13 protein-coding genes are annotated in these 13,279 nt (G+C 72.3%); 7 read left to right on the top strand and 6 right to left on the bottom strand.

The features are described 5' to 3' along the window. Positions 1-16: 16 nt before the first annotated feature. Positions 17-1,210, top strand: a complete 1,194-nt coding sequence (gene glp, locus HUT10_RS31565) for a gephyrin-like molybdotransferase Glp (protein WP_176174524.1) — start codon at positions 17-19, stop codon at positions 1,208-1,210. Here glp and HUT10_RS31560 read toward each other — a convergent pair. Both HUT10_RS31560 and HUT10_RS31555 read right to left on the bottom strand, forming a co-directional pair. After that, positions 1,164-2,417 carry an MFS transporter gene (locus tag HUT10_RS31560; RefSeq protein WP_176174523.1) on the bottom strand — a complete coding sequence of 418 codons (1,254 nt, stop codon included), beginning with the start codon at positions 2,415-2,417 and terminating at the stop codon, positions 1,164-1,166. The two genes, glp and HUT10_RS31560, sit on opposite strands and share 47 nt — an antisense overlap. Further along, entirely contained in the window at positions 2,414-2,974 is a 561-nt protein-coding gene (locus HUT10_RS31555) for a helix-turn-helix transcriptional regulator (RefSeq protein ID WP_176174522.1), read from the bottom strand. Before HUT10_RS31555 ends, HUT10_RS31560 begins: the two co-directional genes overlap by 4 nt. Before the next feature lie 72 nt (positions 2,975-3,046). Between HUT10_RS31555 and HUT10_RS31550 the strand changes: the two genes are divergently transcribed. After that, on the top strand, positions 3,047-3,331 hold the full coding sequence (locus HUT10_RS31550) for a GlsB/YeaQ/YmgE family stress response membrane protein (RefSeq protein WP_176174521.1): 285 nt from the start codon (positions 3,047-3,049) through the stop codon (positions 3,329-3,331). Positions 3,332-3,371: 40 nt separating this feature from the next. On the opposite strand, the gene HUT10_RS31545 is transcribed toward HUT10_RS31550, so the two are convergent. Then, the gene (locus tag HUT10_RS31545; protein ID WP_176174520.1) at positions 3,372-3,602 is read right to left on the bottom strand and encodes a hypothetical protein; all 231 of its coding nucleotides are present in this window, start codon (positions 3,600-3,602) and stop codon (positions 3,372-3,374) included. 248 nt (positions 3,603-3,850) lie between these two features. Between HUT10_RS31545 and HUT10_RS31540 the strand changes: the two genes are divergently transcribed. The 3 genes from HUT10_RS31540 (at position 3,851) to HUT10_RS31530 (ending at position 8,140) form a co-directional block, all read left to right on the top strand. Further along, on the top strand, positions 3,851-4,576 hold the full coding sequence (locus HUT10_RS31540) for a phosphatidylserine decarboxylase (RefSeq protein WP_176174519.1): 726 nt from the start codon (positions 3,851-3,853) through the stop codon (positions 4,574-4,576). 3 nt (positions 4,577-4,579) lie between these two features. Further along, a complete protein-coding gene (pssA, locus tag HUT10_RS31535) occupies positions 4,580-5,530 on the top strand; it encodes a CDP-diacylglycerol--serine O-phosphatidyltransferase (RefSeq protein ID WP_176174518.1) in 951 nt (316 codons plus the stop codon). 342 nt (positions 5,531-5,872) lie between these two features. Then, on the top strand, positions 5,873-8,140 hold the full coding sequence (locus HUT10_RS31530) for an AAA family ATPase (RefSeq protein ID WP_176174517.1): 2,268 nt from the start codon (positions 5,873-5,875) through the stop codon (positions 8,138-8,140). A 107-nt stretch (positions 8,141-8,247) separates the two neighbouring features. Here the strand turns inward: HUT10_RS31530 and HUT10_RS31525 are convergent, their stop codons facing one another. Further along, entirely contained in the window at positions 8,248-8,883 is a 636-nt protein-coding gene (locus tag HUT10_RS31525) for a LytR C-terminal domain-containing protein (protein WP_254897103.1), read from the bottom strand. Continuing rightward, the gene (locus HUT10_RS31520; protein ID WP_003101701.1) at positions 8,880-9,188 is read right to left on the bottom strand and encodes a DUF3263 domain-containing protein; all 309 of its coding nucleotides are present in this window, start codon (positions 9,186-9,188) and stop codon (positions 8,880-8,882) included. The genes HUT10_RS31525 and HUT10_RS31520 overlap by 4 nt, the downstream gene beginning before the upstream one ends. 155 nt (positions 9,189-9,343) lie before the next feature. Between HUT10_RS31520 and HUT10_RS31515 the strand changes: the two genes are divergently transcribed. Then, a complete protein-coding gene (locus HUT10_RS31515; RefSeq protein ID WP_176174516.1) occupies positions 9,344-9,922 on the top strand; it encodes a peptide deformylase in 579 nt (192 codons plus the stop codon). Positions 9,923-9,965: 43 nt separating this feature from the next. On the opposite strand, the gene HUT10_RS31510 is transcribed toward HUT10_RS31515, so the two are convergent. Then, positions 9,966-12,131 carry a glycoside hydrolase family 15 protein gene (locus tag HUT10_RS31510; RefSeq protein WP_176174515.1) on the bottom strand — a complete coding sequence of 722 codons (2,166 nt, stop codon included), beginning with the start codon at positions 12,129-12,131 and terminating at the stop codon, positions 9,966-9,968. Positions 12,132-12,334: 203 nt separating this feature from the next. Between HUT10_RS31510 and HUT10_RS31505 the strand changes: the two genes are divergently transcribed. Further along, positions 12,335-13,246 carry a S1C family serine protease gene (locus tag HUT10_RS31505; RefSeq protein WP_176174514.1) on the top strand — a complete coding sequence of 304 codons (912 nt, stop codon included), beginning with the start codon at positions 12,335-12,337 and terminating at the stop codon, positions 13,244-13,246. The last annotated feature ends 33 nt before the right edge of the window (positions 13,247-13,279 follow it).

Genomic DNA, 13,279 nt, shown 5'->3' with positions numbered 1-13,279 from the left:
CGGGGAGGATGGTCCGGTGATCTCCGTCGACGACTACCGCGACCGCGTCGCCGCGCTCCTCGGCACGGCCCCCGCGACCAGCTTGCCCCTCGCCGCCGCGGCCGGCCTCGTGCTGGCCGGAGACGTGCGCGCCGGCGTCTCGCTGCCGCCCTTCGACAACTCCGCGATGGACGGCTACGCGGTCCGCGCCGCCGACGTCGCCGAAGCCCCGGTGACGCTGCCGGTGGCCGACGACATCCCGGCGGGCCGGGTCGACATCCGGCCGCTGGAACCCGGCACCGCGCACCGGATCATGACCGGCGCGCCGCTGCCGCCGGGCGCGGACGCCGTCGTGATGGTCGAGGACACCGACGGCGGAACGGAGACCGTGACGATCTCGGCGTCCGCCCGCGAAGGCGCGCACATCCGGCACACCGGCGAGGACGTCGTCGAGGGCACCGTCGCCCTGCCCGCGGGCACCGTGCTCGGCCACTCCCAGCTGGGCCTCGCGGCCGCGGTCGGGCTGGCCGAGGTGCGGGTGCACCGGCCGCTGCGGGTGGTGGTCGCCTCGACCGGCACCGAGCTGATCGACGCGCCCGCCCCGCTGCGCCACGGCCAGATCTACGAGTCCAACAGCGTGATGCTCGCCGCGGCGATCCGCGGCCTCGGCTGCGAGGTCGAGGTCGTCCGCAGCGTCGTCGACGACGTCGAGGAGTTCCGGAAGGTCATCGAGCCGAAGCTGGCCGATGCCGACCTGCTGGTCACCTCCGGCGGGGTCAGCGCGGGCGCGTACGAAGTGGTGAAGGACGCGCTGACCGGCCAGGGTGTCGAGTTCGCGAAGATCGCCATGCAGCCGGGCGGCCCGCAGGGCAGCGGGCGCTGGCACGGCGTGCCGGTGGTGGCGCTGCCCGGCAACCCGGTCAGCGTGCTGGTGTCGTTCGAGGCGTTCCTGCGCCCGGCGCTGCTGACCGCCATGGGCCACACCGACGTCTCGCGACGGCGGGTGCGGGCCCGGCTGACCGAGGCGATGACCTCGCCCGCCGGGCGCCGCCAGTACCGCCGGGGCGTGTTCACCCCGTCCGACGGGGAGGTCACCGGGGTCGTCGGGCCGCGCGGCGGGCCGGGCTCGCACCTGCTGGCCGCGTTCACCCAGGCCAACTGCCTGATCGTGCTCCCGGAGGACGTCACGTCGGCAGCGGAAGGGGAAGAGGTGGACGTCCTGCTGCTCTGACCGGGAAGTCCCGCAGCTTCCGGTAGGGCGCGAGCAGCGGCAGCGACAGGATCGAAACCCCCGCGGCCACCCAGAGCGTCTCGCGGATGCCGATCGCCTCGCCCAGCACGCCGCCGAGGACACCGGCCAGCGGGATCGTCCCGTAGTTGACGATCGACATGCTGGAGTTGACCCGGCTGAACAGCTCGGGCGGGCAGTATTGCTGCCGGAACGTCGTGACCAGCACGTTGCCGGCGACGACACCGGCGCACACGCCGAACAGCGCGAGCACGTACGGGACCACGCCCCAGCCGGGCCCGCTCAGCGGCCCGAGCAGCAGCATCGGCGCCGCGACGACCTCGCAGAGCAGCCACGCGCGCACGGCGCCGAGGCGCGCGGCGAGCCGTCCGGCCGCGGCCGCGCCGAGGATCCCGCCGGACGCGCCCAGCGCCAGTACCAGCCCCACGAGCCCGGGCGCGGTGCCCAGCGTCCGCGACAGGAACACGACCTGGATGGCGCTGTAGCCGGTGAGCGCGAGGTTCGAGACGGCGCCGAAGGTGATCAGCGACCGCAGGTACCGGTCGCCCGCGACGAACCGGAGTCCCTCGGCGATCTGGCTGCGCAGCGGCGAGCGCTCGGCGGGGACGACGGTTTCGCGCGCCCGGATCGCCCGCACGCACAGGACCGAGACGCCGAAGCTGACCGCGTCCGCCAGGATGCCGCTGACCGGGCCGAACGCCTGTGCCAGCAGCCCGGCCAGGCCCGGCCCGGCGACCTGGGTCGCGGACTCGCTGCCCTGCAGCTTCGCGTTGCCTTCGAGCAGTTCGCCATCACCGACGAGCACCGGCAGGTAAGCGCGGTAGGCAAGGGTGAAGAACACCTTCGCGACTCCGCCGAGCAGGGCGGCGGCCAGGAGGTACGGCATGCTCAGCGCACCGAACGCGGCGACGACCGGGACGCTTCCGAAGACGGCCATCGACACCGTGTTGCAGAGCACCATGACGGGGCGCTTCGGCAGCCGGTCGACCCAGGCACCCACCGGCAGGCCGATCACCAGCCACGGCAGCCAGGCCACGGCCGTCAGCAAGGCGACCTGGAAGGTGCTCGCCTGCAGCGTGACCACCGCGACCAGCGGCAACGCCGTGGTCGCCACCATGCTGCCGAGCATGCTGGTGGTCTCGCCGGTCCAGAGCAGCCGGAAGTCCCTGTTCCCCCAGAGCCCCTTCACGGCTTGCCCAGCGACGCTCGCGCGGCGAAGAAGACCGGGCGGCGCTCGACGCCGTCGCCGGGTTCGGTGCGGTTTTCGAACTCGCTGATCAGCAGGAAGATCCGCTCGTTGAGCTCGTCGAGCTCCTCGCGCGACAGGCGCACCCACGTGTCGATGCTGAACGGCGCACCGCGCCACTCTTCGGGATAGGTCTCCCGGTTCGCGATCCATTCGCGGGCCACCGCCGTCTGGTGGTCGAGCACCAGGACCTCGGCCGCTTCGGCGACCGGGTCGCCGGGGAAGTCCGCCGCGGCCCAGCGCAGGGTCCTCGCGCTGCGCTTCCACCAGCGTTCCCGCTGGTCACGGGCCAGTTCCGGGGCCTCCTCGACCAGCTTCGCCGCGGCCAGCACCTTCATGTGGTGGCTGACGTTGCCGACCGCCTGCCCGGTCTTCGCGGCGAGCACCGACGCCGTGGCCGGGCCGTCGAGGTGGAGCAGTTCCAGGAGCCGGCGCCGCAGCTGGTGGGACATGGCGGCCAGCACCTTCGAATCCCGGATCTCCCGGATGTCGTCGCTCATGACGCACAAGAGTAGTTGTACAACAGCTGTTGTGCAATGGCGCTTGTACAACTGCTCCCGTAAACTCGGGCCATGGGTTTCGTCGCATGGGTGATCTTCGGCGCCATCGTCGGCTGGATCGCCAACCTGGTCGTCGGCGGGCGGGCGCGGCAGCGGCTGGGTTGCCTGGTCAGCGTGCTCGTCGGGGTCGTCGGCGCGGCCTTGGGCGGGCTGTTCTACCGGCTCGCGACCGGCCAGGCGAAGGCGTTCGACTTCGACTTCCCCAGCTTCGGCGTGGCCATCCTCGGCGCCGTCGTGCTGCTGGCGATCCTGCGGCTCGCGAGCGGCCTGGCCCGGCGTTCGGACGACCGTTGGTAACTATTGCCGTGGAGAACGGTGATCAAGAGGGCTTCGGCCGCTAAACTGCGTCCTCACGCGCATCTCCCGGTGGCCGGGTGCGTGCGCCGTCGGGGGGCGGATGCACCCGGCCCCGGTTTTCCCCCTTTCCCGCCTTCCTCGCCTCGATGACGACGTCGACCGCGCGCACCGCGTCGACGAGCGAAGGCACGGGCACCTCGTCGATCTCCCGGCGCCACGCACCCAGCAGCTCGCGAAGCCGGGTTTCGGCGGGATCGCGGCGGTCGTCCATCGGTCCTCACAGGTCAGGCGGGGCAGCGCCCCGAACGGCGGCAACTACTTAGAGTCATCGGTGAAATCGACCTTCCGTTACGACCGGACGATCATTCCCACCCGCCGCGGTGACCCCCTCCCGGAGGAGTCCGGCCAGGGGGCTCGGACACGCTCACCTGGGGCAGCGGTACCGTGAGGCCCGCCGTACGCGGCCGCCGGAGCCCGGCGCCCATCCGTTCTTCCGACACGAAACCAGGGGACCCGACCATGAGCGGCACCCGGCCGGAGCCCGCCGGCAACCCCGTCGCGCACGCCCTCCAGCTCGCCCGCGAAACGCTGCCGCCGATGCACCCCGCCGGCCGCCCGTTCGTGGCAGGCGGCATCGCCGCGACCCTGCTCGCCCGCCGGTTCTCCAAGCGCCTCGGCGTCGTCGGTGCGCTGGCGACCGTGGCGACGGCCGCGTTCTTCCGCGAGCCGAAGCGGGTCCCGCCGCCGCGTGACGGCGTCGCGCTCGCCTCCGCCGACGGCCTGGTGTCCCTGATCGAGGAAGCCGTGCCGCCCGCCGAGCTCGGCCTGCCCGCCGAGCCGCGGATGCGCGTCTCGGTGTTCCTCTCGGTGTTCGACGTGCACGTCCAGCGCGTGCCGGCGAACGGCGTGATCGAGCGGGTCGCCTACCGGCCCGGCAAGTTCCTGTCCGCGGACCTGGACAAGGCCAGCGACGACAACGAACGCAACTCCGTGCTGATGCGCACCGAAGACGGCCACGAGCTCGTCGTCGTGCAGATCGCCGGCCTGGTCGCGCGCCGCATCCTCTGCGAGATCCGCGAGGGCGACAAGGTCGCCGCCGCGTCGACCTACGGCATCATCCGGTTCGGCTCGCGGGTCGACCTCTACCTCCCGCCGGGCTCGACCGTGCTGGTCAGCAAGGGTCAGCGCACGGTCGGCGGCGAGACGGTCATCGCCGAGCTCCCCGCCACGCCTTCGAAGGGCTGATCGATGGTCCGCGTGACCACCCCGGGTGTCCGGCTGCTGCCGAACGCCATCACCGTGCTGGCGCTGTGCGCCGGCCTGTCGGCCGTGCAGTTCGCGCTGACGAAGAACTACGCGATGGCGATCGCCTCGATCGGCATCGCTGCGGTGCTCGACAGCCTGGACGGCCGGATCGCGCGGCTGCTGGACGCGACGTCGAAGATGGGCGCGGAGCTGGACTCCCTGTCCGACGGCATCTCCTTCGGCGTCGCGCCGGCGCTGGTGATCTACGTGTGGCAGACGGGCGCGGACCGGATCGGCTGGGTGGCGTCGCTGATCTTCGCCGTCTGCATGATCCTGCGGCTGGCCCGGTTCAACACGCTGCTCGACGACACCGAGCAGCCGCCGTACGCGAGCGAGTTCTTCGTCGGCGTCCCGGCGCCGGCGGGCGGCCTGCTGGGGATGCTGCCGCTGGTGGCGTACCTTCAGTGGGGCGAGGGCTGGTGGTCTTCGCAGTACGTCGTGTGGGCGTGGACGGTCGCCATCGCGGCCCTGCTGATCAGCCGCATCCCGACGCTGTCGCTGAAGACGGTGAAGGCGCCGCCGAGGGCGATCGCGCCCCTGCTGCTGGGTGTGGCGTTGCTGGCCGCGGCGATCATCCAGTTCCCGCTGGTCGCGCTGCTGGTGGCGATGGTCCTGTACCTGGCGCACATCCCGTATTCCGTCTACCGGCACCGCTGGCTGGCGGCCCACCCGGAGGCCTGGACGGTCCCGCCGAGCGAGCGCCGCGCGATCCGCCGGGCCCGCTCCACCCGCCGCCTCGGCCTGCGCCGCCCGCTGCGCCGCCGCGTCGCGGGAGCGGCGATCCGCGCGGTCCGCCTCCCCCGCGAGACGGTCCGTACCCCCCGCGTCACCTCCGAAAACGGCAACGGCCAGCGCCGCCGCTCCTGGCGCCGGATCGGCCTCCGCCGCAAGTAGCCGTGTCGCCCCTCCAATCACACGTGATGCCCCTCCAATCACACGTGATGCCCCTCCAATCACGCGAGATCGCTCCCCGATCACGCGAGTCACGCCTCCGATCACGCGAGACCCGGCCCGGGTCACGCGAGATCCGTCCCTGATCACGCCAACCGACCCTCCAGGTACGCGAACCGACCCTCCGGGTACGCGAGTTCGCCGTTCCGGTACGGCGATCGCCCGTGATCCGGCGGGCTTCACCCGTGATCCGAGCGGCATCACGTGTGATTGGAGGGGCATCACGCGTGATCGGGAGGTCGACACAGGGGTGTGCGGAGGCGGCGGATCGCTAGGGTGAACGGCGTGAGCCACCCGCAGATCACGCTGACCGTCCGGCACACCCCGTCCGCGCTGGACACTCGCCGCGGCGTCGTCCGGCTGCATCCCGAAGTCCTCGACGCGCTGGGCCTGCGGGCCTGGGACGCCGTCCACCTCACCGGGGCGCGGGTCAGCGCCGCGCTCGCCGCGCCCGCCGACGAGGCCGGGGTGCCCGGGGTGGTGCTCACCGACGACGTCACCATGTCGAACCTCGGCGTCACCGAGGGCTCGGAGGTCGTCGTCGCGCCCGCGGACGTCGCGGCCGCCAAGACCGTGACCGTCGCCGGGTCGCGGCTGGCCAGCGTCTCGGTCAGCCCGCACATGCTGCGGCTCGCGCTGATCGGCAAGGTGCTCACCGTCGGCGACGCCGTTTCGCTCCTGCCGCAGGACCTCGCGCCGACGCCGGGTTCGGACCCGGCCGGCCTGCGCGGGCAGCTCTCGCGGGCCATCGGCGCGACCTGGACGAACGAGCTGCTCACCGTCACGGCCACCGAGCCGGCGGGCACCGTGGCCGTCGGACCGTCCACTGTGGTCACCTGGCGGGACGGCGCCCGGCCGGGCACCGCCGAGCCCGCCGCGCCCCGGACCGCGACCGCGCTGGTCCGCTCCTCCGCCGTCACCGCGGCCGAGGAGTGGATCGACGCCGAGATCGTCGAGGACGAGGTCGTGGCCACGGCCGAAGAGCCCGTGGTTCCGCTCGCCGACCTGGTCGGCGCCGAGAGCGCCGCGCGCAAGCTCGGCGAGTGGTTCGACCTGGCCTTCCACCGCCCCGAGCTGCTGGCCCGCCTCGGCGCGCCCGCCCACCTCGGCGTCCTGCTGTCGGGCCCCGAAGGCGTCGGCAAGGCGACGCTCGTGCGGTCGGTGGCCCACGAAGCCGAGATCACGGTCATCCCGCTGGCCGCGCCGAACCTCGCGGTGCTGGACCCGAACGTCGCGGTCGCGCGCCTGCGCGAGGCCATCCGCGACGCCGAAGGCCCGTCGGTCCTCCTGCTCACCGACGTCGACGCGCTGCTGCCCGCGACAACTCCCCCGCCGGTCGCCACGGTCGTGCTGGAGGAGCTGAGGACCGCCCTCAAGCGGGAGCGCTTCGCCGTCGTGGCGACGACGGCCCGCGCCGAGTCGGCCGACCCGCGGCTGCGTGCCGCCGACCTGCTGGACCGCGAGCTCGGCCTGGCCCTCCCGGACGCGAAAACCCGCCGCGAGCTGCTGAACGTCCTGCTCCGCGACGTCCCGCTCGACGCAGGCATCGACTGCGGCGTGCTCGCCGAGCGGACGCCGGGGTTCGTCGCGGCGGACTTGATCGCGCTGCGCCGGGACGCCGCGCTGCGGGCGGCGCTGCGCCAGCGTGACGCCGACGAGCCGCGCATCTCGCAGCAGGACCTGCTCGACGCGCTGGCCACCGTCCGGCCGGTCTCGCTGTCCACTTCGGACAACCTGGCCACCGGCGGGCTCACCCTGGACGACGTCGGCAACATGGTCGACGTCAAGCAGTCCCTGACCGAAACCGTGCTCTGGCCGCTGCGGTACCCGGACTCGTTCGCCCGGCTCGGCGTCGAACCGCCGCGCGGGGTGCTGCTGTACGGGCCGCCCGGCGGCGGCAAGACGTTCCTCGTCCGGGCGCTGGCCGGCACCGGCGCGCTGAACGTCTTCGCGGTCAAGGGCGCCGAGCTGATGGACAAGTGGGTCGGCGAGTCCGAACGCGCGGTGCGCGAGCTGTTCCGCCGGGCCGCGGAGGCCGCGCCCGCGCTGATCTTCCTGGACGAGATCGACGCGCTGGCCCCGCGCCGCGGCCAGTCGTCCGACTCCGGTGTCGCCGACCGCGTGGTCGCGGCCCTGCTCACCGAGCTCGACGGCGTCGAGCCGATGCGCGAGGTGGTCGTGCTGGGTGCGACGAACCGGCCCGAGCTGGTCGACCCGGCGCTGCTGCGGCCCGGACGGCTCGAGCGCCGCGTCTACGTGCCACCGCCGGACGCCGAGGCCCGCGCGGCGATCCTCGCGGCCAGCTCGAAGAACACCCCGCTGGCCGACGACGTCGACCTCGAAGCGGTGGCGTCCACTCTGGACGGTTACTCGGCGGCCGACTGCGCGGCCCTGATCCGCGAAGCGGCGCTGACGGCCATGCGCGAGTCACTGGAAGCCCGCGAGGTCACCGCGGCGCACCTGGAGACGGCCCGGAAGACGGTCCGGCCGAGCCTCGACCCGGCCCAGCTGGCCGCGCTGGAGGCCTACGCGAAGACCCAGACCGGAGATTGAGCACGGAACTGGCGTGATCAGACCCGGATCCCGCGTGATCGAGGCCGGAACTCGAGAGTTCCGGCCTCGATCACGCGGGTTACGTGCTCAAGCACGCGAGTTACGGCTCAGCTGCCCTTGTGGCCCGACTCGTATTCCTTCGTCACGATGACGATCACGCCGGGGGTCGCGGCCTGGATGCCTTCGAAGCGGGGCTCGGCCTTGATGCCGAACTCCTGCGCGAGCTGCTTGGCCGCGGCTTCCTCGTCGGTGCCCGGGCGGTAGTAGGCCGTCGTCGTCGGGATGATGCCCTGCGAGTAGTTGCCGACCTCGTTGACGTTCCAGCCGCTGCCGCGGAAGTCGTCCGCGGCCCGGTCCGCCAGGCCCTTGATCGTCGAGTTGTTCAGCACCCGAACGGTCACCCACTTGTTGGACGCCTGCTGGTCACCACCCGGCTGGCCGGGCTGACCGGGGCCGGCCGAAGTCGGCTGGCCGGGTGCCGGAGCCGAGGTCGACGGCGGCGTGGGCGACGACGGACTCGCCGAGGACGAAGACGTCGACGAAGAGGAAGCCGACGACGAGGTCGACGGCGGCACCGAGGACGAGCCCGGCGACGTCGGCGTGCCGCTCGGCCCGGCCTCGTTCGACCCGTCACCCCCGCCCAGCGCGGTGATCCCGCCGATGACGGCGGCGATGATCGCCACGCCGACCAGTGCGACGCCCGCGGCCTTCATCGGCCGGGACATTCCGGAAAACACACTCATTTCAGCTCGATCCCCAGTCGCCGGGCGCCTCGCTTGCGCTGGCGGGCGGCGCGGGTCTTGCGCAGCCGCTTCACCAGCATCGGGTCGGCTTCGATCGCCTCCGGCTTCTCCAGCAGCTTGTTGAGCAGCTGGTAGTAGCGCGTCGCAGACAGGTCGAAGCGTTCGCGGATGGCGTTCTCCTTCGCCCCGGCGTGCCGCCACCACTGGCGCTCGAAGGCGAGGATCTCGACCTCGCGTTCGGTCAGGCCGGGCACGGGCTTCGGCGGCGACGGCTGCGGCTCAGCCATCGACTCCGCGGCGTCCATCCGAGTCCCTCTCAATCGGGCGTCATGGCGAATCAGACCTAGCTCTTCCGCGGGCGCCATTCAACCACGGAAGCACGCACCGACGTGGGCATCGACCCCGGCGCGTCACGGTCTGATGCAGGTCTACCAGAGGGGTCCGACTAAACTGGCTCGCCGTGACCATCCACCCCATCGTGATCGCCGGCGAACCCGTGCTGCACCAGCCGACTCGGGAGATCACCGAGTTCGACGAGAAGCTGCGCACGCTCGTGGACGACATGTTCGAGACGATGTACGCCGCCGAGGGCGTCGGCCTCGCGGCCAACCAGATCGGCCTCGACCTGCGGGTGTTCGTCTACGACTGCCCGGACGACGAAGGCGTGCGCCACAAGGGCGTCGTCGTCAACCCGAAGCTCGAGACGTCGGAGATCCCGGAGACCATGCCGGACCCGGACGACGACTGGGAGGGCTGCCTCTCGGCACCCGGCGAGTCGTACCCGACGGGCCGCGCGAAGTGGGCGAAGGTGACCGGCGCCGACCTCGACGGCAACCCGATCGAGGTCGAGGGCACCGGCTACTTCGCGCGCTGCCTGCAGCACGAGACCGATCACCTGGACGGGTACCTCTACCTGGACCGCCTGGTCGGACGGCACGCGCGCGCGGCGAAGAAGATGCTCAAGCACAACAAGTGGGGCGTCCCCGGCAACTCGTGGCTGCCGCCCAAGACCCCCGAAGACGACGGCGCCGTCATCTGAAACCCACGAAGGGCCCCTCGCGCACGAGGGGCCCTTCGGCGTTTCAGCAGCCGAGGAAGTGGCAGCGGACGACGCGAGGCGTCTCCAGCACCGAACCGGCCTTGACGTCCCAGGCGAGCCGGACGTACTGGGCGTGCGTCCAGGCCAGCGGGGTCGCCGAGGTGTTCGGCGTGCCGGCCGGGAAGCCGGTCTGCCCGGACGGCGAGTTCTCGTCCCACACCTGCTCCGGCATGGTCTCCGCCGAGCTGCTCACCCGGCCGAGGTCACGCAGCCGCCGCGCGGCCGACGCCGGATCGCCGAGCGCCAGTTCGTACTCGCCGCGTTCGCCGGCGAGCAGCGGCCAGAGCCGGCCGAACGTGGTGCGGCTCTCCGCCGGGAACGTGTAGTCCCACGGCGAGCCGTCGGCCTGCTCGCCGTAGCCGTCCTTCGTGTAGCGGTGCCAGAACTGGCCGGTCGGCGTGGTGAACGCGATGTCGGAGTCGGTCACGCGCACGCTGTTGCGGACCACCGGGTCGTCGGCGCGGTAGACGCCGAGCCGGACCAGGTCGAGGAAGCCCGCGTCGGTGACCGCGCGCTGGTCCATCGTCACGCTCGAGTTGCCGAGGTTGTACGTCGTCCCGTTGTTCGCGTCGGCGTCCTTCGTGAGGCGGACGAAGTACGGGTCCTTCGACAGCGGCCCGTTCGTGGTGATCGTCTGCTTCGGCAGGTCGGCCTTCATCTTGTCGGCCGCGGCGAGGTACCGGGCGGCGTCCGCCGCGGCGCCGTTGTGCTGGGCCAGGTCGGCGGCGCAGACGAGCCCGGCGATCACCGAGGCGATGGTCGACGGGGACCAGCCGTCCTGCTCCTCCCAGCGCTCCTGCTGGGTGTACGGCGAGGGCTGCCCGTTCGGCCCGCGGTACCCGAGGATGAACTCGGCGGCCTTGCGGACGCCGGGCCACAGGTCGTTCCGGCCGAGCTGCTGGGCGAGCACGATCGGCAACGCGGTCTCGTCGAGCTGGATCGACGTCCAGTACGGGACGCCGTCGACCCGGCTGTTCTGCGGCAGGTGCCCGTCGGGCTGCTGCTGCGTGCCGAACATGTAGGTCACCGCGCGGTTCGCCGCGGCCGTGTCGCCGCCGGCGGCCAGGCCGGTGGCGATCTGGTAGAGGTCACGGGGCCAGACGAGGTGGTAGGTGCCCGACGGCGACCACTCCGGGTCGTTGTTCCCGAACCGCCACGGCATGCTCGGCGACGCGATGAAGGCACCCGGGTGGTGCTTGTCCTCGCTCGCGGCGAGCGTGAGCATCGACGCCTTGTACAGGTCGCGCTCGGCGTCGGTCTTCAGCGACGACGGCGGCTTGCCGACCCCGCGCAGGTACTGCTCCCACCCGCGGTCGTACGCGCGCGTGATGTCGCGGAAGCCGCGCCGCTGCGACGCCTGCGCGCTCTTGAGCGCGTCGGCCGCCTTCGCGCCCATGCCGAGGGCGACGGTGACGTGCCGGTTGCGCAGGCCGTCGGCGTTCGTCTGCCCGGTCAGCACGACGTTGCCCTTGGCCGCTGTGTCGTACTGGGCCAGCTGGAAGGTCTTGGCGAGCTGGGTGTTCCCGTCGGACGCGCCCGCGTAGCCGACGCTGGTCTTCGTGAACGCGGGCTTGGCGGTGAGCGCGGCGGCGTTGGCCGCGTCCTGCGCGGTGACGGCGTCACGGGCGCGGGCGGCCGAGTCGTCGGAGCCGTCGTTGGTCAGGTCCGGGTCGGCGACCGCGTAGAGCTGGTAGGGCCGTCCGGTCAGCGACTGGAAGTCGACGTCCACCAGCACGGTCGTGGCGGCGGGATCGGTGACGTAGGTCTTGCGGAGGCGCCAGCGGTGCTGGTCGTCGGTGATCGTCTGCTCGTAGGTCAGGCTGTCGTCATCGGTCCGCCGCACCTGCTGCGACTTCGCCGAGTAGTCGGTGACGGCGAAGCTCCGGCCGTCGGTGACGACGAAGTCCATCGACCGGACACTCGGTGTCGACAGGTCCGGGTAGTAGACCTCGGACAGCTGCCCGCCCTGGAGGGTGAACCAGACGTTGCTGGACCGGTCGTGGGCGGTCCCGAAGCCGGTCTTGTTCGCGGGCAGCCAGCTGGGATGGGTCCCCGGGGCGCCGGGAGCCTCGCCCTGAGCCGCCGCGGTCCCCGGGATCAGGCCGGTGACCAGCAGCCCGGCGAGGGCGCCGAACATGAGTTTTCGCATATCAACCCCACAGAAGATCGCTTCTGCACCGTTACAGAAGCGACTTGGGAGTCTGCCGCCGATCCTTCACCGGCGCATGGTCCGATCCGGTGAACCACTGACCGTCACTGGTCCGGTGAACCGGTTCACGGACAGCGAACGGACTTCCCGCCCGAGCGGGCGCAGACTTGTCTTATCTGCAACGGTGTAATCGAGGTGCCCTCATGGAAGACGCGATGGACGCCTACTCGCGCGCGGTCAGCACCGTCGCCGCGACCGTCACCCCGCACGTCGCCGGGGTGCAGCTCGCGCGGGGCAGCGGCTCGGCCGTCGTCTTCGCCGACGACGGCCACCTGCTCACCAACGCCCACGTCGTCAGCGACCACCGGAAGGGCGTCGCCACCTTCGCCGACGGCCGCGAAGTGCCCTTCGACGTCGTCGGCGCCGACCCGCTGTCCGACCTCGCCGTGCTGCGCGCCCGGGGCGAGACACCGGCGGCGGCCCGGCTGGGCGACGCCGACCGGCTCGTCGTCGGGCAGCTCGTGGTCGCGGTCGGGAACCCGCTCGGCTTCTCGGGGACCGTCACCGCCGGGGTCGTCAGCGCGCTCGGGCGGGCGCTGCCGGTGCGGCAGGGGCGCGCCACCCGCGTGATCGAGGACGTGATCCAGACCGACGCCGCGCTCAACCCCGGCAACTCCGGCGGCGCGCTCGCCGACTCCGCCGGGCGGGTCGTCGGCGTCAACACCGCGGTCGCCGGCGTCGGGCTCGGGCTGGCCGTGCCGATCAACGCGACCACGCGGCGGATCATCGACACGCTCGTGGTCGAGGGGCGGGTGCGGCGGGCGTACCTCGGTGTCGTCGGCGTTCCCGCGCCGCTGCCGGACGACGTCGCCGAACGCACCGGGCAGAGCGCCGGGCTCCGGGTGCGCGAAGTCGTCGCGGGCGGGCCCGCGGACCGGGCCGGCCTGCGCGCGGGGGACCTCGTGCTGACCGTCGGCCGCACGCGCGTCTCGGACGCGCAGGGCATCCAGCGGCAGCTGTTCGCGGAAGTGATCGGCACCGCACTGCCGATCACCGTGCTGCGCAACGGCGCCATGGTCGACGTCTACGCCACACCGGCAGAGTTGGTCGGGTGACTTGAGTATCGCGCCCCGGCGTGGCATGGTCGG

Origin of the sequence: Amycolatopsis sp. Hca4, assembly GCF_013364075.1 — a bacterium.
Classification (GTDB): domain Bacteria; phylum Actinomycetota; class Actinomycetes; order Mycobacteriales; family Pseudonocardiaceae; genus Amycolatopsis.
This window is presented reverse-complemented; position numbering and strand designations above follow the sequence as displayed.

Bases quoted from the DNA above. Each gene is read 5' to 3' on its own strand.
- HUT10_RS31550 (WP_176174521.1), top strand. From the start codon at position 3,047: ATGGGTTTCGTCGCATGGGTGATCTTCGGCGCCATCGTCGGCTGGATC.
- pssA (WP_176174518.1), top strand. From the start codon at position 4,580: ATGGTCCGCGTGACCACCCCGGGTGTCCGGCTGCTGCCGAACGCCATC.
- HUT10_RS31520 (WP_003101701.1), bottom strand. From the start codon at position 9,188: ATGGACGCCGCGGAGTCGATGGCTGAGCCGCAGCCGTCGCCGCCGAAG.
- HUT10_RS31545 (WP_176174520.1), bottom strand. From the start codon at position 3,602: ATGGACGACCGCCGCGATCCCGCCGAAACCCGGCTTCGCGAGCTGCTG.
- HUT10_RS31555 (WP_176174522.1), bottom strand. From the start codon at position 2,974: ATGAGCGACGACATCCGGGAGATCCGGGATTCGAAGGTGCTGGCCGCC.
- HUT10_RS31505 (WP_176174514.1), top strand. From the start codon at position 12,335: ATGGAAGACGCGATGGACGCCTACTCGCGCGCGGTCAGCACCGTCGCC.
- HUT10_RS31510 (WP_176174515.1), bottom strand. From the start codon at position 12,131: ATGCGAAAACTCATGTTCGGCGCCCTCGCCGGGCTGCTGGTCACCGGC.
- HUT10_RS31525 (WP_254897103.1), bottom strand. From the start codon at position 8,883: ATGAGTGTGTTTTCCGGAATGTCCCGGCCGATGAAGGCCGCGGGCGTC.
- HUT10_RS31540 (WP_176174519.1), top strand. From the start codon at position 3,851: ATGAGCGGCACCCGGCCGGAGCCCGCCGGCAACCCCGTCGCGCACGCC.